Origin of the sequence: Pseudonocardia sp. MH-G8 (assembly GCF_002262885.1) — a bacterium.
Taxonomy (GTDB): Bacteria; Actinomycetota; Actinomycetes; order Mycobacteriales; family Pseudonocardiaceae; genus Pseudonocardia.
In genome coordinates, this window is the sequence record NZ_NKYF01000037.1 from 1 (window position 1) to 18527 (window position 18527).

Below are 18527 nucleotides of genomic sequence, written 5' to 3' on the forward strand. Positions count from 1 at the left end.
CTGGGCGTCGATGGCGGCGATGAGGGCGGCACCAACCTCGGGGGTGAACCTGGACCGCACGACCAACGACCCGTCACCGTCCCAATGCCAGGACACGCCTCGCCGCGCCGCGGCGTCGACCGGTGGGGTGCAGCGGCGCCGCACCGCCGCCACCACCGTCTCCACATGACCGGCAGTCCCCGACAACGCCAGGTCCAGCAGCACCTGCTCCGCGGTCTCCGCGTCCGCGACCGCGACATGACGCAGTTCCGGCTCACCCGCGGCGATCGCCGCCCCGATCCGAGTCAACGCCGCGGTGTCGGTACCGGTGACCCGGGTCAAAGCCCTGACCTTCGAGTAGGAAACCCGCCCCGCAGCGAACGCCTCACTGATCCGCGGCAGCCGCGCCAGGGCGTGCGCGACGCGTAGGTACTCGACCGCGGTACGCACGCTCATCCCCGCCCGCCACGACAACCAGTGCGCACACGACCGGATCCCCGGCCCCGCCCAACCCTCCCGATCATCGAACTCGGCCAGGAACTGCAGGAACCGGCACTCCGCAGCCGCGATGTGCCCGGCCAGGCTGAGCAGTTCCGTTTCCAGATCACGAAGGCTCATCGCCTGCAACGGGGTGAGGAGCGCGATCACCGACACCGGGAACCTCCACAGGAGTGTGAACTGCTGTTTTCCTGTTCAGGATGGCATCGGGGTCCGACAATTCTTGGGCGAGCGCGTTCCGCGGAACGCGACACAATTACGATCACAACAGGAAGGGAAGGAACGCGACCACCGCCAGGCGCGCCAGCACCCGGCCGCAACGTGCTCGTCCACCAACAGGCCTGCCCCAAGTCGGGAACGGCCCGGGAACGGCCGCCCGGACGACCCACGCTATATCCGGCAGTTCCACCAACCCGGCCACCCCGCAAACGCGACGGTCGAGACGAACAGGTGGAGATCGCCGGGCAGGCCGAGTCAGGATGGCGGGCCGGGTGCTGCGAGCCGGGCACGGCCCGCCCACTGCAAGTTCTCGCGACGAGCGAGACGTGAGCGGGGTTCGATCACGGGCGCAACCCCGCTCACGTCTCGCTCGTCGCGCACACACGGGAAAGGGCCGTCGAAAGACGATCACACCCCGGCGCGAATGGAACGCGACGGCGGGACCCGGGTCGCTCGACGGCCGCGTTCCGCGGAACGCGACGACACTAATCAATAGTGCGGGGAGGGTGGAGCGGGACCACAGCCAGGGGCGCAGGCACCCGGCCGCAACGTGCTCGTCCCCCAACGGGCCTGCGCCCAAGTCGGGAACGGCTGCCCGGACCACCACGCTAATCGGTAGTTCCACCAACCCGACCACCCCGGCGCTGCGGCGGTCGAGGCGAACGGGTGGGATCGACCGGCACGCCGGGTCAGGACGGCGGACCGGGTGCAGCGAGCCGGGCACGGCCCGCCCACCGCACGATCACGGGCGCGACCCCGCTCACGTCCCGCTCGTCGCGCAGAGACGCAACGGGGCCGCCGGATCGAGCACCTCGCGTGGTTGCCGCCCTGCTTGCCGCAGCCGCCGACGCGGCGCGAAGGGGACGGCTCAGCCCGGGAGCGTCTCCCCGCCGATCGGGGCCAGGATCTCGCCGGTGTAGTAGCTCGAGAGCCGGCCGGCGGCGAAGAACACGTACGACGGGGCGATCTCGTCGGGGTCCGCGGCTCGGCCCATCGGCACCTGCTTCCCGAACGATTCCACCTTCTCGGGCGGCATCGTCGCCGGGATCAGCGGTGTCCACACCGGGCCGGGGGCCACGCAGTTGACCCGGATCCCGCGGTCGACGAGCGACTGGGCCAGCGAGTAGGTCAGGGCGTTGATCGCGCCCTTCGTGGCCGAGTAGTCGATGAGGCTCTTGTTGCCGCGCAGCCCGTTGATCGAGCTGGTGTTGATGATCGCGCTGCCCTCGCCCAGGTGCGGCAGCGCCGCCTTCGTCACACGGAAGTAGCTGTGGATGTTGATGTCGAACGTGTGCGTCCACCGCTCGTCGGTGATCTCCTCGGGGGAGTCGACCGGCTCCTGGGTGGCGACGTTGTTGACCACGACGTCGAGCCGGCCCAGCTCGGCGACGGTGCGCTCGACGACGTCGACGCACTGCGCGGCCTCGGCGAGGTCGCCCCGCAGCAGCAGGCAGCGCCTGCCCTGCGCCCGCACGAGCGTCGCGGTGTGCTCGGCGTCGGCGTCCTCGTCCAGGTAGGCCAGCGCCACGTCGGCGCCTTCCTTGGCGAAGGCGGCGCACACGGCGCGCCCGATGCCCGAGTCACCCCCGGTGACGAGCGCGACCTTGCCGGCCAGTAGGCCGCGGCCCGTCCAGTCGCGCATCTCGTCACGGGGCTCGGGCGCCATCTCGCCGGTCTCGCCGGGCGGGGTCTGCTGCTGCGCGGGAGGTGTCGGGTCTGACATCCGGTCGTGTCCTCTCTCGAGACGGGTGGGTCAGCGGTCGGCCCAGCGCGCCGACAGCGCGCACAGCGCCGCCCAGGACAGCGCGAACGCGACGACCTTCGGCCTGCGGTCGCGCGCGGGCAGCTGCGTGCCGAACACCAGGGCGTCGGCGGCGTCGGCGGCCACCCGCGCGGCCAGGGCGACCCGCAGGGCCGGGCCGCGCGGGGCGAGCACCATCGCCGTGCCGATCGCGGCATCGCGGGCGCCGATGCCGCCGACGAGCACGCGGACGCCGGGGTCGACGTTCGCGCCGCGGGTCAGCCCGCAGGGCCGCGCGAGCAGCACCGGCCGCACCGCGATCGCCACGCTGTAGGTGGCAGTGAGCACACCCAGGACCCGCGGGAGGTAGCGCATGCCGGTCGAGGTGCCCTCCGTCCCGGCCGATCAAACCCGGGCGTGTGGGGTGCGCGCCCCGGGGTATCGCCACGGCGTGCGCATCGACGGCAGCGTGATCGTGGTGACCGGGGCGTCCAGCGGTATCGGCCGCGCGACCGCGGTGGAGCTGGCCGCACAGGGCGCGCGGCTCGCGCTGCTGGCGCGCCGCGACGAGGCGCTCGCGCAGGTGGCGGCCGAGTGCGCCGCGGCGGCGGGGACGGACGGGCGCACGCTCGTCGTGCCGACCGACGTCAGCGACGCGGACGCGGTCGAGGCCGCCGCCCGCGCCACCGTGGAGCGTTTCGGCCGGCTGGACGGGTGGGTCAGCTGCGCGGCGGTGACGATGTTCGGCTCGCTGCTCGACGTGCCGCTCGCCGACCTGCGCCGGGTGCTGGAGATCAACCTGCTCGGCTACGTGCACGGGGCACGGGCCGCGCTCCCCCGCTTCGTGGCGCAGGACGCCGGGGTGCTGGTGAACGTCTCCTCGCTGCTCGGGCGGATCGCGCAGCCCTACGGCTCGGCGTACACGATGTCGAAGTTCGCGATCCGCGGCCTGAGCGTCGCCCTGCGCGAGGAGCTGCGTGCCGTCCGCGGGGTCTCGATCTCCACGGTGCTGCCGGCGGCGGTCGACACCCCGATCTACGCCGCCGCGGCCAACCACAGCGGGCGGGTGCCGCAGCCCCCGCCACCGGTCTACAGCGCCGAACGCGTCGCCCGCGTGATCGTCGGGCAGTTGCGCAGGCCGCGGCGCGAGGTGGTGGCGGGAGGGGTGCTCGGCCGTGCGTTCGTGCTGCAGCACATCGTGGCGCCGCGGTTCGCGGAGCGGGTGCTCGCCCTCGACGTGGAACGGTCCCTTCGCCACGACGGCGCGGTGCCCCCGACGTCGGGTGCGTTGCACGTCCCGGGCGCCGCGCCGGCCGGTGTCGACGGGGGGTGGGGCGGCGCGCGCCGGGAGCGGCGCAGGCGCACGGCGGGATGGGTCGCGGCGGCAGCGGGCGCCCTGTGCGTCACCGCGGCGCGTCGGTGGCGCGCCACCGACGGCCGCCGGGCACGCCCGGGAGGTCGGTCCTAGACTCCGGGCGTGACCGCCGCCCGGCAGCTCCCCTTCGGTGCCGCGGCCGGAGAGCTGGGCAGGCTCGTCAGCGGCCGAAACTGGTCCGCCACTCCCCTGGGCCCGGTCGCCGGCTGGCCGGGCCCGCTGCGCGCGGCCGTCGCGCTGATGCTGGAGTCGCGGTCCCCGATGCTCGTCTGGTGCGGCCCCGACCTCCTGGTGCTCTACAACGACGCGTTCGCCGCGCACGCCGGGGATGCGCACCCGGCGGCGCTCGGTGCCCCGGGCGAGCACGGCTTCGCGCAGGCCTGGCCCATGCTCGGACCGGCGCTGCGCCAGGTCCTCGCCGACGACGGCGCCGCCGCCGGCACGGACCGGCCGCTGCTGCTGCACCGGGGCGGCCGGCCGGAGGAGACCTACTGGACGTTCGCGCACTCACCGGTCCGGGACGAGGACGGCACGGTGCTCGGCGTGTTCACCACGGCCACCGAGACGACCGAGCGGGTGCTCGGCGAGCGCAGGCGCGCCACCATCGGGGCGATCGGCGGGCTCTCGCCGGTGCGGCTGGACGCGGCGGGGCCCGGTGTGGGGGACCCCGCGACCGACGCCATCGCCAGCGCCGTGCTCGACGCGCTCTCCCGCGCCCGCCGCGACGTCCCCTTCGCCGTGGCGTACCGGGCCGACGGGCCCGACGGCACCGCGCCCCTGCGCGTGGCCGCGGCGTACGGGGTCACGGGTCCGATACCGGTGCTCCCCGGGCCCGACGGCGCCGGGTCCGCGGTCCAGCAGGCGCTGCACACCGGCCGCCGCGTGGTGGTCGGCGGGCTGAGCGAGCGCTTCCCCGGCACGTTCGCAGCGCCCCCGCACGCGCCCGGCCCCCTCACCCCGGACACCGCGGTCGTGCTGCCGCTGGGCGGGGCCGACGGTCGCCCGCCCGCCGGGGCACTCGTCCTCGGCACCACCCCCTATCTCCCGCTGGACGACGCCCAGCTCGGGTTCCTCGAGGACGTCGCGGCCGCGGCCTCCGCGACGATCGCCGACGCCGACCGCGTCGCCTCCGTGCGGCGCGGCCACTCCGGCGCGCACCCCTCCGACGACGGCGAGCGCTACCGCACGCTGCTGTCCCAGGCGCCGGTCGGGATCTGGGTGGCCGACCGCAGGGGGGCCACGACGTTCGTCAACGAGCAGGTGGCGCAGCTGTGGGGCCTGCCGGCGCACGGGCTCTCCGGCGCGGCATGGACCGAGGGGATCCACCCCGACGACCGGGACGCGACGGTGGCGGGGTGGAACGCCGCCGTGCGCGACGGCGCCGTCTGGGACGCCACCTATCGCATAGTCGGCCACGGCGCGGTGCGCGACGTCCGCGCCACCGCGCGCCCGCTGCGCGACGCCGCGGGCACGGTCACCGGATTCCTCGGCACCACGGTCGACGTCACCGAGGAGCGCCACGCCGAGCGGATCCGCCGCGACGCGGCCTCCGAGGCGGCGGCCGCCCGCATGCGCGCGATGGTGCAGGGTCTGGCGGCGATCGTCTGGGAGGCCCAGTGGCAGCCCGACACCCGCCGGCTGCGGTTCACGTTCGTGTCCGACCGGGCCGAGGAGCTGCTGGGCCATCCCGCCGCCCGTTGGTGCGACGACCCGGAGTTCTGGCCCGCGATCATCCATGCCGATGATCGCGCCGAGACGCTGGCGGCCACGAGCGACCGCACCGCCGCGGGCCTCGACCACGACCTCACCTACCGCGCCGTGTCGATCGACGGCAGGGTGGTGTGGCTGCACCAGGTCGTGCACGTCGTCACCCGCGCGGACGGCACCCCGGTCGCGGCGCAGGGTCTCACCGTCGACGTCACCGAGCAGCGCCGCGCCGAGCGTTCGGCCGCGGTGCTCGCCGAGAGCGGGCGCCTCGTCGCGGACGGGGGCAGCGCCGACGAACGGCTGCGCCGGCTGGCCCACCTCGTGGTTCCCGACCTGGGCGATGCCGCGGTGGTGTCGATGGTCGGGCCGGACGGGCTCCTGCGGTTGGTGGCCGTCGCCCACGACGACCCGTCGGTCGTCGACGCCTTGCGTGCGCTCGACCCGACCCGGTTGCCTCCCTCGGTGCAGGCGGCGCTCGAGCCCGGCCTCCCGGTCGTCGTGCCGATCACCGACGAGCTGCGCCGATCGTCGGCACCTGACGCGGCGGCGCGCACCACGCTGGGGGTGAACAACGTCCTCGCGGTCCCGTTGCGGATCGGCGAGCGGGTCGTCGGCCTCCTCGGCTTCCTGAACTTCGCGGGCAGCCGCTACTACCACCCCAGCGAGCTGGACCTCGCCGCGGAGCTGGGCCGGCGGGCGTCGCTGATGCTGGCCGCCGACCGCCAGCGCACCCGGGAACGGCACCTGCAGCAGGTCAGCGCCGACCTGGCGTCGGCGGGCAGCGTCGCCGAGGCGGCCCGGCTGCTCGTCGCGCGGCTGCCCGGTGTGCTGGGTGCCGACGCCGTCAGCGTGCACCTGGCCGACCCCGAGCGCGGCATCCGCCTCGTCCACGCCGACGGCTACGGGCCGGCCCAGTACGAGGTGATCGCCGTGGCGCGCCCCGACGACGAGGGTCCGGTCGCCGAGGCCGTGCGCACCGGGGAACCCGTGTGGATCCGTGGCCGGGACGAATGGACGCAGGGGTGGCCGCACCTCGTCGCGCAGGCCACCGCGGACGGCCAGCACGCCGCCGCGACGTTGCCCCTCACCGCCGCTGGGCGCGTGGTCGGCACGATCGGGCTCGCCTTCCGCACGGAGCGGACCTTCCCCGCCGACGAGCGCGACTTCATGCTCGCCCTCGTCGCCCAGGCCGCACCCGCGTTCGAGCGCGCCGCCACGGCGGACGAGCGGCGGCTGATCGCCGAGACGCTCCAGACCAGCCTGCTTCCCCCCACCCTGCCCCGCCTCGACCGGCTCCCGCTGGCCTCCCGGTACCTGCCCGGCGCGCGGGGTGCGCAGGCCGGCGGCGACTGGTACGACGTACTGCCGCTCGACGACGGCCGGGTGGCGATCGCGGTCGGTGACGTCGTCGGCCAGGGCGCGCGAGCCGCCGCGATCATGGGGCAGCTGCGCAGCGCCCTGTCGGGCTACCTCCTCGAGGGCCACGAACCCGAGCAGGCCCTCGAACGGCTGGACCGCTTCGCCGGCCGCGTGCAGGGGGCCACCGGGAGCACGGTGGCCTGCCTCGTGCTCGATCCCGGGACCGGACGGTTGCGCTGGGCCCGCGCCGGGCACCCGCCGCCGCTCATCGCCGGCCCGCACGGCTGCCGGCCGCTGGAGGACGCGTCCGGCACGGTGCTCGGCGTGCGCGGCAGGCCCGCGTACACCGCGGGCACGGGCTCCCTCGAGCCCGGCGAGACCATCGTGCTCTACACCGACGGCCTCGTGGAACGGCGCGGGGAGTTCGTCGACGACGGGATCGACCGGCTCGCCGCGCTCGCGGCGCAGAACCACGCGCTCGCCCCGGGCCCGTTGACCGACGCCCTTCTCGCCGGGGCGCTCGCCCCCGATCCCGACGCCGGCGGGGAGGAGCCCGATCCGGCCGACGACGTCGCGCTCATCGTCGCGCGGCTCGCGCCCGCGCCATTGCGCGTGGAGCTGCCCGCCGAGGCCGCGGTCCTACGGGAACTGCGGGCCGTGCTGCTCTCGTGGACCGCTGCGGCAGGCATGGACGACGAGGACGTCTACGACCTGCAGCTCGCCGTGGGCGAGGCGGCCGCCAACGCCGTGGAGCACGCCTACCGCGGGCGCGCGGCGGGCCCGATGGCCGTCGAGCTCGAGCGCGATCCCGACGGAGGGGTCCGCGCGCACGTGCGCGACGAGGGCAGCTGGCGACCCATGCCTGACGACAAGGGCTACCGGGGCCGCGGGCTGGAGCTCATCCGGGACGTGAGCAGCCGGATGCAGCTGCGTCACGGCCCGGGCGGCACGGAGGTGCGGTTCACCGTGCCGCCCTCGGATCGCCGGCCACCGCCCCCCGAGCCCGCGACACGGCCCGCGCCGGCCGGACCGGCGGCGCTGCACCCCGGGACGGACCGGGGCACCCGGTCCGTCCGGTTGCACGGCGAGCTGGACCTGGCGGGCGTGCGGTGCGTGCGCGACGAGCTCCTGGCGGCCGCGGCCGCGGGCGACGAGCTCACGGTGGACCTGCGGGGCACCACCTACCTGGCCAGCGCCGGGATCGCGCTGCTCGTGGAGGCCGACCGGGCGATCCGTGCCGCGGGCGGGCGGCTGCGCCTGCTCGTCGCCCCGGCCGACGTCGTGCGGCGGGCGCTGGCCCTCAGCGGGGTGGACGACCTGCTCGAGGTCGACGACTCGGACGGCTGACCGGCCACCGAACGGACCGGGGGATCAGGAGTCGAGCTCGCACAGCACATCGTCGAGGCACTCCCGGTGGCCCAGCACCGGTCCGAGCTGCGTGATCTCGAGCACCCGACGGACGATCCGCGGGCCGTCCACGGTGCTGAAGCGCACGCCGGCCGCCTCGGCCCAGCGGCAGGCGTCGAGCAGCACGACCAGGCCGGTGGAGCCGCAGAAGGTGAGGCCGGTGAGATCGACGACGAGGCAACGCGGCCCCGACGCCACCGCGTCGCGCGCGGCGTCGCGCAGGATGTCGGCGGTACCGACGTCCATCTCGCCGATGGGCGACACGACGAGCACCCCGGGCCGCGACTCCGACACCACGACGCGCAGCAGGCCCGCGGAGCCTGACTCGCGTCCGCCGCAGCGGCCGGCGCCGGCGGGGAGCTCGAATCCGTGGGTCATGCCATCCCGTTCCGTACTCGCGGGGCGCGCGAGTGGTGCGCTGCGGGGACGTGCTCGCGCGGCCCACATTGCACCCGCCCGGGGGGTGTGGCAAGTGACGCCCACCCGGCTGGAGCAGTTGATCACGCGAGTGAGTGCCCCGGTCGTCACTCTCGGTCGCCGTTCCGGCCTCCGGTTTGATCGATTCCCCGATGGGCGACACCTCGGGATGGCGCCTCACGCGCCGGTCGGCAGCGGGTAGCGCAGCAGGGCGCCGACTCCGTCGTCGAGCGGGCGGCCGACCGGTCCGGTCCGGCCGCCGCCGATCGCGACGAACGCGGCGCCGGTGCCCGCGGCCGCCCGCAGCAGCGCCGCGTCCACCGGAGCCTCCCCGCTCGGTTCCGAGCCGGCGGCCCGCAGGTCGTCGGCGGACTCGGCCACCTGGCCCGGCGCGTCGGAGATCCACACCGTGGCCTCGCGGGTGACGCCGGCGTCGAGCAGGAGCGTGTCGACGGCCTCGGCGCGCAGCGCCGCGAGCACCGCGGCGACGCCCTCCCCCAGCGCATCGACGAGGCGGGAACGCGAGCGCGGATCGCCCGCGACGACCAGGACGCTCGCACCCGTCGCCGAGACGTGCCGGTCCACCCGCTCCGCGACCTCCGGCCCGCCCCACCGCAGGCGGGCCGTCGTCGACGGCCGCGGCCAGCGCGTCCAGCGTCGCGGCGTCGACCCCCTGCTCGGCGAGGCCGGCGCGGGCCTGCGCCCACCGCAGCGCGAGGGCGCGCGCCGCGTCGTCGGTGTCGTGCGATGCCGAGGGTGAGCAGGACCACCCGGACCGGTCGAGCACCCGGGGTGCGGATGGTCGAGGATCGAGGTCGATGACGTCGCGGGAATCGGTGCGCTGGCTCGCGATGGTCGTACTCACCGTCGCGGGCACGGCCGCCATGGCGGCGCTGGACGTACCCTCCCCCGCACTGTTCGCCGGCCTGCTCGTCGCCACGGCGCTGGCCCTGGGTGGCCTCGCGCCCTCCACGGTGCCGCGCCCCGCCACCGGGGCGGCGCAGGCCGTCATCGGCGTCGTGATCGGTGTGCTCGCCCAGCCCGGCACGCTGGCCGGGCTCGCGCCGCAGTGGGCGCCCGTGCTGCTGGCCGTCGCCGGGACCCTCGCCGTGAGCATGGGCGCCGGGCTGCTGCTGGGGCTGCGGCGCGGGGTCTCGCCGGTCACCGGGATGCTGGCGCTCACGGCGGGCGGCGCGTCCGGTCTGGTCGCGGTGAGCCGGGAGCTGGGCGGCGACGAGCGTGTCGTCGCGGTCGTGCAGTACCTGAGGGTCGGGCTGGTCACGGCCACCATGCCGGTCGTCGCGGCCATCGGGTTCGCGGCGGCACCGAGCGGCCCCGCGGCAGCGGAGGCCGCCCCTACCCCGTTCGCCCTCGACGTGGGGTTCCTGCTGGTCTGCGCGGTGGGTGGCAGTGCCCTCGCCCGCCTGGCGCGGGTGCCGGCCGGCGCGCTGCTCGGGCCGATGGTGTTCGCCATCGCGGCGAACCTCACCGGCTGGTCGTTCGGGGCCACCCCGCCCACGCTGATCGTGGAGCTGGCCTACGCCGTGATCGGCTGGCAGGCGGGCGTCCGGTTCACCCGCGAGAGCCTGCGCACGGTGCTCGGCGTGCTGCTGCCGGCCACGGCGCTCATCGCCGTCGTCGTCCTCGCCTGTGCCGGGCTGGGGCTGGCGCTGTCCGCCCTCACCGGCGCGAGCCTGCTGGAGGGCTATCTCGCCACCACGCCCGGCGGCGTCTACGCGGTGCTGGCGACCGCGATCTCCGCCGGTACCGACGTCACCTTCGTCGTGGCCGTGCAGGTACTGCGCGTCGTGGTCATGCTGCTGGTCGCGCCCGCGGTCGCACGGCTGGCCGCCCGGCCCTGACGCGCTACCGTCGCCGACCATGACGACCTCCGCACCCCCTCCCGCCACCGCCATCGCCACGCTCGACGTCGTGGCGCTCGACTGTCGCGACCCCCGCGGGCTCGCCGCCTTCTACAGCTCCCTCATCGGCGCACCGATCGCGCAGCACGACGAGGACTGGGTCCAGCTCGCCCCCACCGGTGGGGTGGCGCTCGCGTTCCAGCGCGCGCCCGGTCACGTGTCCCCCGAGTGGCCCGGCGACGAGCAGCCCCAGCAGATCCACCTGGACTTCGAGGTGCCCGACCTGGACGCCGCCGAGCCGGCGGTGCTCGCGCTGGGAGCGCGCAAGCACGACGTCCAGCCGCCCGGGGAGACGTTCCGCGTCTACCTCGACCCGGCCGGCCACCCCTTCTGCCTGGTTCGCGCCTGAGATTCACCCGATCAGCGGGTTGTGGTGTGTGTATTCCCCTGGGTGTGGGAACCCGGATCGCATGGGCACCGACGACAAGATGGACCACAAACTCGAGGAGCTCGGCGGCAAGGTCAAGGACGCCTTCCGCAGGTGACGCCCCTCCCCTGACCACCCCGCACCGGGCCCCGGCCGTCCCCCGACCGGCCGGGGCCCCTCCATGGGATCAGCCGAACCGGGACCCCCGCACGGCCGCCAGCCGGGTGCGGGCCGTGGCGAGGTCGGCGGGATCGCCGCTCTCCAGCAGCTCCAGCGCGTCGTCGATCGCTCCGCGCAGCACACCGCACTCCGCAGCCCGGTCGCTGAGCTGGGTGTGCGTGGACCACAGGTCGACGAACACCGCCACCTTCGAGCGCAGCACCCACGGGTCGAACGGCTTGGTGATGTAGTCCACCGCGCCCGCCTGGTACCCGCGGAAGGCCAGGTGCGGGTCGTAGTCGACGGCTGTGAGGAACAGGATCGGGATGTGCCGGGTGCGCTCGCGCTGCTTGACGTGGCCCGCGGTCTCGAACCCGTCCATGCCGGGCATGTGCGCGTCGAGCAGGATCACCGCGTAGTCCTCGACGAGCAGCCGCTTGAGCGCGTCCTCACCGCTGGTGACGGGCACCAGCTCGATGGGCAGGCCCTCGAGGATCGCCTGCAGGGCGAGCAGGTTCTCCCGGCGGTCGTCCACCGCCAGCACGCGTGCGGTCTGGCGGATCACCGCTTACCGCCCGCACCCACGGTGCTCGCCCGCCCCCGCCGCGGCGCCACCCACGACGCCATCAGCCGGAGCAGCTCGTCGAGGTCCACCGGCTTCGTGACGTAGTCGGTGGCGCCTGCCGCCAGGCTGGACTCCTGGTCGCCGGGCATCGCCTTGGCGGTCAGGAACACCACCGGCAGCTCGCGGCCCAACGGCAGCTCGCGGATGCGGCGCGTCGTCTCGTTGCCGTCCAGGTCCGGCATCATCGCGTCCATCAGCACGACGTCCACCTCGGGGTGTTCGGTGAGCAACCGGATCCCCTCGGAGCCGTTGTCGGCGTAGAGCACGGTGAGCCCGTGCAGTTCGAGCGCGCTGGTCAGGGCGAACACGTTGCGCACGTCGTCGTCGACGATCAGGACCGTGACACCGGCCAGCTCCGGAGCCGAGCGCACTCCCGCGGGCCCGCCGGGAGCGGTGCGCAGGATCGGGTTGCCCGTGGTCGGGGGACGGGGCGGCTCGGTGGCGGCGGGCAGCGCGAGCGCGGGCACCTGCCGCGGTGCCATCCGCGCCGCGGCCGCGGTGACCGGGGGCAGCTCGTCGGGCAGCAGCAGGGTGAAGACCGAACCGCTGCCCGGCTCCGAGGTGACCTCGATCTTGCCGCCCAGCATCCGCGCCAGCTCCTTGGAGATCGAGAGGCCCAGGCCGGTGCCCCCGTACTTGCGGCTCGTGGTGCCGTCGGCCTGCTGGAACGCCTCGAAGATCATTTCGAGCTTGTCCTGCGGGATGCCGATCCCCGAGTCGGCCACGGCGAACCCGATCACAGTGCGGGCCGAGTCCAGCGCCGGCACGCCGTGCAACGTGCCCGAGGGCACGGGCGCGACAGTGAGGCTGACCTCGCCGGAGTCGGTGAACTTCACGGCGTTGGCCAGCAGGTTGCGCAGGACCTGCTGCAGCCGCGCCACGTCGGTGGTCATCTGCTCGGGCAGCTCGCCCGCCGCCTCCACACGCAGCTGGAGGCCCTTCTCCTCGGCCTGCGGCCGGAACGCCTGCTCCACGTAGGAGCGGACCTGCCCCAGGTCCACCGGGGCGGGCTCGACGTCGACGCGTCCGGCCTCGATCTTGGACAGGTCGAGGATGTCGTCGATGAGCCGCAGCAGGTCCGAGCCGGCGCTGTGGATGGTGCTGGCGAACTCGATCTGCTTGTCGGTGAGGTTGTGGTTGGGGTTGTCGGCGAGCAGCCGCGAGAGCAGGAGCAGCGAGTTCAGCGGGGTGCGCAGCTCGTGGCTCATGTTCGCCAGGAACTCCGACTTGTACTGGCTGGCCAGGGCCAGCTGCTGCGCCTTCTCCTCCACACCGCGGCGCGCCGCGTCGATCTCCATGTTCTTGATCTCGACGTTGCGGTTCTGCTTCGACAGCTGCTCGGCCTTCTCCTCCAGCTCCGCGTTCGCGCGCTGCAGCTCCGCCGACTGGTCCTGCAGCTCCATGGCGAGGCCCTGGGACTGCGACAGCAGCTCCTCGGTGCGCCGGTTGGCCCGGATCGTCGTGATCGTGACCCCGATGGTGGCCACGAGGCGCTCCAGGAACGACAGGTGCAGCGACGAGAACGACACCACCGATCCCAGCTCGATCACCCCGAGGCACTCCCCCTCGAACTGCACGGGCAGCACCGCGACCGCGCGCGGCGGTGCGGCGCCCACGGCCGAGCGGATCGGCAGGTAGTCGGCCGGGACGTTCTCGACGAGCACGCTCTGGCGGGTGGCGGCCGCCTGCCCGACGAGCCCCTCACCCGGACCGAACGACAGCGGCGGATCGCCCGCGCTCATCGCGTAGCCCCCGCACATCACCCAGCGGTCGGGGTCGGTGCCGGTCATGACGGCCGGTTCCGCGGCCAGGAAGAACGCACCCACCTGGGCGTTCACCAGCGGCGCGACCTCGTTCATCACCATCTGGCAGACCTCGCGCAGGTCGCGCTGCCCCTGCAGGAGCCCGCCGATGCGCACCAGGTTGGAGTCCAACCAACCCTGCTCGGCGTTCTCCAAGGTGGTGGCGCGCAACGCGGCGATCATCTGGTTGATCGTGTCCTTGAGGTCGGCGATCTCCCCGCGGGCCGCCACCGTGATCTGCTGCGTGAGGTCGCCGCTCGCCACGGCCGTGGACACCTCGGAGATCGCCCGCAGCTGCGTGGTGAGGGTGGCCGCCAGCTGGTTGACGTTCTCGGTGAGATCGCGCCAGGTGCCCGAGACGCCGCGCACCCGCGCCAGCACCCCGAGCTTGCCCTCGGTGCCCACCTCGCGCGCCACCCGCGAGACCTCGTCCGCGAACGACGACAGCTGGTCCACCATCGTGTTCACGGTCAACTTCAGGTCGAGGATCTCGCCGCGGGCGTCGACCGTGATCTTCTGGCTCAGGTCGCCCCGCGCGACCGCCGTGGTGACCTGGGCGATGTTGCGCACCTGGTCGGTGAGGTTGCCGGCGAGCTGGTTGACGTTCTCGGTGAGGTCGCGCCACGTGCCCGCGACGCCCTTCACCGTGGCCTGGCCGCCCAGCTTGCCCTCGGTGCCCACCTCGCGCGCCACGCGCGTGACCTCGTCCGCGAACGACGACAGCTGGTCCACCATGATGTTGACGGTGGACTTGAGCTCCAGGATCTCCCCGCGCGCGTCCACGGTGATCTTCTGGCTCAGGTCGCCCTGCGCCACCGCCGTGGTGACCTGAGCGATGTTGCGCACCTGCCCGGTGAGGTTCGACGCCATGTAGTTGACGTTGTCGGTGAGGCCGCGCCACGTGCCGGCGACGCCCTTGACCTCCGCCTGACCGCCCAGCTTGCCCTCGGTGCCCACCTCGCGCGCCACGCGCGTGACCTCGTCGGCGAAGCTCGACAGCTGGTCCACCATCGTGTTCACGGTCGACTTGAGCTCCAGGATCTCGCCCCGGGCGTCCACCGTGATCTTCTGGCTCAGGTCGCCCTGCGCCACCGCCGTGGTGACCTGAGCGATGTTGCGCACCTGCCCCGTGAGGTTGCCGGCGAGCTGGTTGACGTTCTCGGTGAGGTCGCGCCACGTGCCCGCGACGCCCTGCACCTCCGCCTGGCCGCCCAGCTTGCCCTCGGTGCCCACCTCCCGCGCCACGCGCGTGACCTCGTCGGCGAAGCTCGACAGCTGGTCGACCATCGTGTTGACCGTGGACTTGAGCTCCAGGATCTCTCCCTGGGCGTCCACCGTGATCTTCTGGCTCAGGTCGCCTCGAGCCACCGCCGTGGTGACCTGGGCGATGTTGCGCACCTGCGCCGTGAGGTTGCCCGCCAGCTCGTTGACGTTCTCGGTGAGGTGCCGCCAGGTGCCGGACACGTTGGGCACCGCGGCCTGGCCGCCCAGCTTGCCCTCGATGCCCACCTCGCGCGCCACCCGCGTGACCTCGTCGGCGAAGCTCGACAGCTGGTCGACCATCGTGTTCACGGTGGACTTGAGCTCCAGGATCTCGCCGCGCGCGTCCACGACGATCTTCTGGCTGAGGTCCCCGCTCGCCACCGCCGTGGCCACCGAGGCGATGCCGCGCACCTGGTCGGTGAGGTTGGCCGCCATCAGGTTCACCGCGTCGGTGAGGTTCTTCCAGGTGCCCGCGACGTTCGGCACCGCAGCCTGGCCGCCCAGGCGCCCCTCGGTGCCCACCTCGACCGCCACCCGCGTGACCTCGTCGGCGAAGCGGCGCAGCGTGTCGGTGAGCGAGTTGATCGTGTCGGCCAGCTCCGCGATCTCACCGCGGGCGTTCACCGTGATCTTGCGCGACAGGTCGCCCTGGGCGATGGCCGTGGCGGCCGTGGAGATCGAGCGGACCTGGTTGGTGAGGTTGCTCGCCATCGTGTTCACCGAGTCGGTGAGGGCCCGCCACGTACCGGCGACGCCGCGGACGTCGGCCTGCCCGCCGAGCATGCCCTCGGTGCCCACCTCGCGCGACACCCGCGTGACCTCGTCGGCGAAGCTCGACAGCTGGTCGACCATCGTGTTGACGGTGCGGCCGATGCGCCGGAACTCGCCGCGCAGCGGCCGGCCCTCGATCTCCAGCGCCATGTGCTGGGAGAGGTCGCCCTCGGCCACGGCCTCGATCACGCGCGCGATCTCCGCGGTGGGCGCGACCAGGTCGTCGACGAGGCTGTTGACGGCCTGGATGCCCTCGGCCCACGCCCCGTCGTAGGCCTCCTCGTCGAGCCGGTCGGACATCCGCCCCTCGCGGCCGACCACGCGTCCGATCCGCAGCAGGTCGCGGTTGCGCCGCTCCTGCATCGCCACGAGCTCGTTGAACTCGTCGATCACCTCGCCCGGCAGGCCGGTGCCCCGCGGCAACCGCACGTCGAACCGCCCCTGCCGCACCTGGCGCAGCGCATCGGCGAGCTCGGCCAGCAGCGCGCTCTCCGCAGGAGGTGGCGCACCGCCGCTCGGCTCGGTGCTCTGGCGCGGACTCGTGCTCATGACGGCTGTCCTCCCATGCTCGGACCGGCGGCCGGGCACGGGCGCGCGCCGTGGCACCGGCGCGGCCGCCGCACCTGTCCGACCCTAGACGATCCACCCCGCGCCGGACCCCCTCCGGTCCCGCCCCGAGCGCCCGGCGGCGCAACGGTGCAGACTGCACGCCGTGCCCGTTCAGCTCGAGCGGCGGACCAGGCTGCCGCCGGACGCCCGATCCGCCGGTCGAGCCCGGCGGATGCTCCAGGAGGCGCTGCGCGAGCTCGAGGACGGCGGCCCCGAGGACAGCGGGCTCGCCGACCTCATCGACACCGTGATCCTGCTGGCCAGCGAGCTGTGCGAGAACGCCGTGCTGCACGCGGGCACCGAGTTCGAGGTCGCGCTCACCGTCACCGAGACCGAGATCAGCGTCGAGGTCACCGACCGGGGTGCCGGGCCGCTCGAGATCCACCTCTCGCAGCCGCGCCAGCGCTACGGCCGCGCCGCCAGCCACGGGCGCGGGCTCGCGCTCGTGCAGCGCCTCGCCACCGTGTGGGGCACCCGTCACGAGGCCGACGGGCGCCACGTCACGTGGTTCTCCCTCGCGCGGGTGGACCGGCCCGCCGTCCCCGAGGTGCCACCGGCACCGCCGGACGCCGAGCGCGTGTGGACCACCGCCGAGCAGGCCCGGTGGCTGCTGCACGTCCCCCCGGGGCTGGTCGACCGGCTCGAGCCCGCCGAGCTGGTGGCCGAGCTCGTCCGCAGGCTGCGCGAGCTGCTCGACGCCGAGTCCGTGAGCGTCGAGGTCGACGAGGGCGACGGCACCGGCGCGCGCGAGGTCGCCCGGGACGGCGTCCAGGGCGGTGTGGGCGGCAGCATCCAGCACCTGAGCCGCACGGTCGAGGTGCGGTTGCCGACCACCGCCCCGTTGCGCGGCGTGCTGCGGGTGCTGCACCGCCACGGCGGCTCCGCGTCCTCGGACCCCGACCGGACCCGCGACCTCACCGAGCTGATCGCCTACCGCGTGGCGATGGCCGTCGAGTCGCAGTGGCTGCGCGGGGTGGACCAGCGCAGGCGTGCCTGGATGACCTACCTCGCCGAGACCAGCGAGCTGCTCGGGCAGTCGCTCGACGTCGACCTCGCCGTCACCGTGGTCCCGCAGGTCGTCGTGCCGCGGCTGGGCCGCTGGTGCGCGGTGCACCTCGTCGACTCCTCCGGCGCGCTGCAGCTCGCGGCCCTCACGCACGCCCTCGAGGACGCCCTCCCCGAACTGCGCGGCGTCCTGGACCCGAACGGCAGCCCCGGCCTGCCCGGCGAGCTGCGCCACCGCCTCGCCGAAGTGGTCCGCGACGGCAGCTCGGCGGTGCGCTTCGCCGTGCCCACCGACGGGATCGCCCTCCCCCTGCGCGCGCGGGGCCGGACCCTGGGCACCCTCCTCGTCGGCCGGCCCGACGGGCGCCCGCACAGCCCGGAGGACGTCGTGCTCGCCGGTGACGTCGCCCGCCGCGCGGCGCTCGCGATCCACAACGCGCAGAGCACGGGCGCGCACGTCGCCGTGTCGCAGGCGCTGCAGCAGGCCCTGCTCCCCCGCGCCCTGCCGGTCGTGCCGGGCGTCGAGTTCGCCTCGGAGTACCTGCCCGCGAGCTCCGGCTCCGACGTCGGCGGCGACTTCTACGACGTGCTCACCGTGGACCCGTCGCAGTGGCTGGTGTCGATCGGCGACGTCTGCGGCAAGGGTGCGCGGGCCGCCGCACGCACCGGCCTGGTCCGCGACGTGCTGCGGGTGCTGGTCCGGGACGACCGCTCCCTGCCACGGGCCATCGAGATGCTCAACGAGGTCATGATCGAGGCCGACGACCCCCTGCAGTTCTGCACGCTCGCCGCCGCGATGGTGAGCAGGCGCAGGCGGGGCCCGGGCGGGAGCGGCGATTCCCGCGGCGGGCTGGACGTCGAGCTCGCCCTCGCCGGGCACGTCCAACCGGTGCTGGTGCGCGCCGACGGCACGGCCGAGCTGATCGGCACGTTCGGCACGGCGGTCGGGCTGGTGCCCTCGGTGCGCCTGAGCTGCACCCGCCACCGCATGGGGCCCGCCGACACCCTGCTCGTCTACACCGACGGCGTCACCGAGCGCCGCAGGGGACGCGAGCAGTTCGGCGCCGAGCGCCTCCTCGCCGTCGCGGCGGGTGCAGCGGGCAAGCCCGCGGTGCAGGTGGTGGGCGCGGTGCGGGAAGCGGTGGAGCGCTTCAGCGCAGAACCCCTGGACGACGACGTGGCCCTGCTTGCGGTGCGAGCCGCCCCGTAACCAGTCGGTCGTAGCCTCGGTGGCCCCGGGTGACGCATCCTGGGGGCCCCGAGCACCCAGGAGGAGGACCGCTGGACGCGAAGCGGAGCAGG

The 18527-nt window shown here is 74.4% G+C and carries 12 protein-coding genes; 5 read left to right on the forward strand and 7 right to left on the reverse strand.

All coding sequences use genetic code 11. From position 1 onward, the window contains the following. The 3 genes from CFP66_RS47660 to CFP66_RS42545 all read right to left on the reverse strand — a co-directional run. The coding region (locus CFP66_RS47660) for a DUF222 domain-containing protein (RefSeq protein WP_143517589.1) at positions 1-633 on the reverse strand (633 nt) is incomplete at its 3' end. 931 nt (positions 634-1564) lie between these two features. After that, a complete protein-coding gene (locus tag CFP66_RS42540) occupies positions 1565-2419 on the reverse strand; it encodes an SDR family oxidoreductase (RefSeq protein ID WP_094931059.1) in 855 nt (284 codons plus the stop codon). Positions 2420-2449: 30 nt separating this feature from the next. Further along, the gene (locus CFP66_RS42545; protein ID WP_094931060.1) at positions 2450-2812 is read right to left on the reverse strand and encodes a hypothetical protein; all 363 of its coding nucleotides are present in this window, start codon (positions 2810-2812) and stop codon (positions 2450-2452) included. Positions 2813-2888: 76 nt separating this feature from the next. Here CFP66_RS42545 and CFP66_RS42550 point away from each other — a divergent pair, with 76 nt between their 5' ends. Continuing rightward, a complete protein-coding gene (locus CFP66_RS42550; protein WP_094931110.1) occupies positions 2889-3905 on the forward strand; it encodes an SDR family NAD(P)-dependent oxidoreductase in 1017 nt (338 codons plus the stop codon). Between the two features lie 9 nt (positions 3906-3914). Continuing rightward, positions 3915-8225, forward strand: coding sequence for a SpoIIE family protein phosphatase (locus tag CFP66_RS42555; protein WP_094931061.1), 4311 nt, complete (start codon positions 3915-3917; stop codon positions 8223-8225). Between the two features lie 24 nt (positions 8226-8249). Here the strand turns inward: CFP66_RS42555 and CFP66_RS42560 are convergent, their stop codons facing one another. Both CFP66_RS42560 and CFP66_RS42565 read right to left on the reverse strand, forming a co-directional pair. Then, positions 8250-8663, reverse strand: a complete 414-nt coding sequence (locus CFP66_RS42560; protein ID WP_158228437.1) for an STAS domain-containing protein — start codon at positions 8661-8663, stop codon at positions 8250-8252. 216 nt (positions 8664-8879) lie between these two features. Further along, on the reverse strand, positions 8880-9536 hold the full coding sequence (locus tag CFP66_RS42565) for a hypothetical protein (RefSeq protein ID WP_369805277.1): 657 nt from the start codon (positions 9534-9536) through the stop codon (positions 8880-8882). Here CFP66_RS42565 and CFP66_RS42570 point away from each other — a divergent pair. Together CFP66_RS42570 and CFP66_RS42575 are read left to right on the forward strand one after the other, a co-directional pair. After that, positions 9521-10564, forward strand: a complete 1044-nt coding sequence (locus tag CFP66_RS42570) for an AbrB family transcriptional regulator (protein WP_094931064.1) — start codon at positions 9521-9523, stop codon at positions 10562-10564. The two genes, CFP66_RS42565 and CFP66_RS42570, sit on opposite strands and share 16 nt — an antisense overlap. 19 nt (positions 10565-10583) lie before the next feature. Further along, positions 10584-10973: a VOC family protein gene (locus tag CFP66_RS42575; RefSeq protein WP_094931065.1), complete on the forward strand. Its 390-nt coding sequence runs from the start codon at positions 10584-10586 to the stop codon at positions 10971-10973. 205 nt (positions 10974-11178) lie between these two features. Here the strand turns inward: CFP66_RS42575 and CFP66_RS42580 are convergent, their stop codons facing one another. Beyond that, complete coding sequence (locus CFP66_RS42580; RefSeq protein WP_233160184.1) at positions 11179-11715, reverse strand: two-component system response regulator; 537 nt, start codon at positions 11713-11715, stop codon at positions 11179-11181. Beyond that, positions 11712-16160, reverse strand: coding sequence for a HAMP domain-containing protein (locus CFP66_RS42585; RefSeq protein ID WP_094931066.1), 4449 nt, complete (start codon positions 16158-16160; stop codon positions 11712-11714). Before CFP66_RS42585 ends, CFP66_RS42580 begins: the two co-directional genes overlap by 4 nt. A 163-nt stretch (positions 16161-16323) precedes the next feature. Here CFP66_RS42585 and CFP66_RS42590 point away from each other — a divergent pair, with 163 nt between their 5' ends. Further along, positions 16324-18435 carry a SpoIIE family protein phosphatase gene (locus CFP66_RS42590; protein WP_143517590.1) on the forward strand — a complete coding sequence of 704 codons (2112 nt, stop codon included), beginning with the start codon at positions 16324-16326 and terminating at the stop codon, positions 18433-18435. Positions 18436-18527: the final 92 nt, after the last annotated feature.

What these genes read in the sequence shown, in the direction of transcription:
- CFP66_RS42540 (WP_094931059.1), bottom strand. Translation starts at nt 2,419, where the DNA reads ATGTCAGACCCGACACCTCCCGCGCAGCAGCAGACCCCGCCCGGCGAG.
- CFP66_RS42545 (WP_094931060.1), bottom strand. Translation starts at nt 2,812, where the DNA reads ATGCGCTACCTCCCGCGGGTCCTGGGTGTGCTCACTGCCACCTACAGC.
- CFP66_RS42560 (WP_158228437.1), bottom strand. Translation starts at nt 8,663, where the DNA reads ATGACCCACGGATTCGAGCTCCCCGCCGGCGCCGGCCGCTGCGGCGGA.
- CFP66_RS42570 (WP_094931064.1), top strand. Translation starts at nt 9,521, where the DNA reads ATGACGTCGCGGGAATCGGTGCGCTGGCTCGCGATGGTCGTACTCACC.
- CFP66_RS42575 (WP_094931065.1), top strand. Translation starts at nt 10,584, where the DNA reads ATGACGACCTCCGCACCCCCTCCCGCCACCGCCATCGCCACGCTCGAC.
- CFP66_RS42585 (WP_094931066.1), bottom strand. Translation starts at nt 16,160, where the DNA reads ATGAGCACGAGTCCGCGCCAGAGCACCGAGCCGAGCGGCGGTGCGCCA.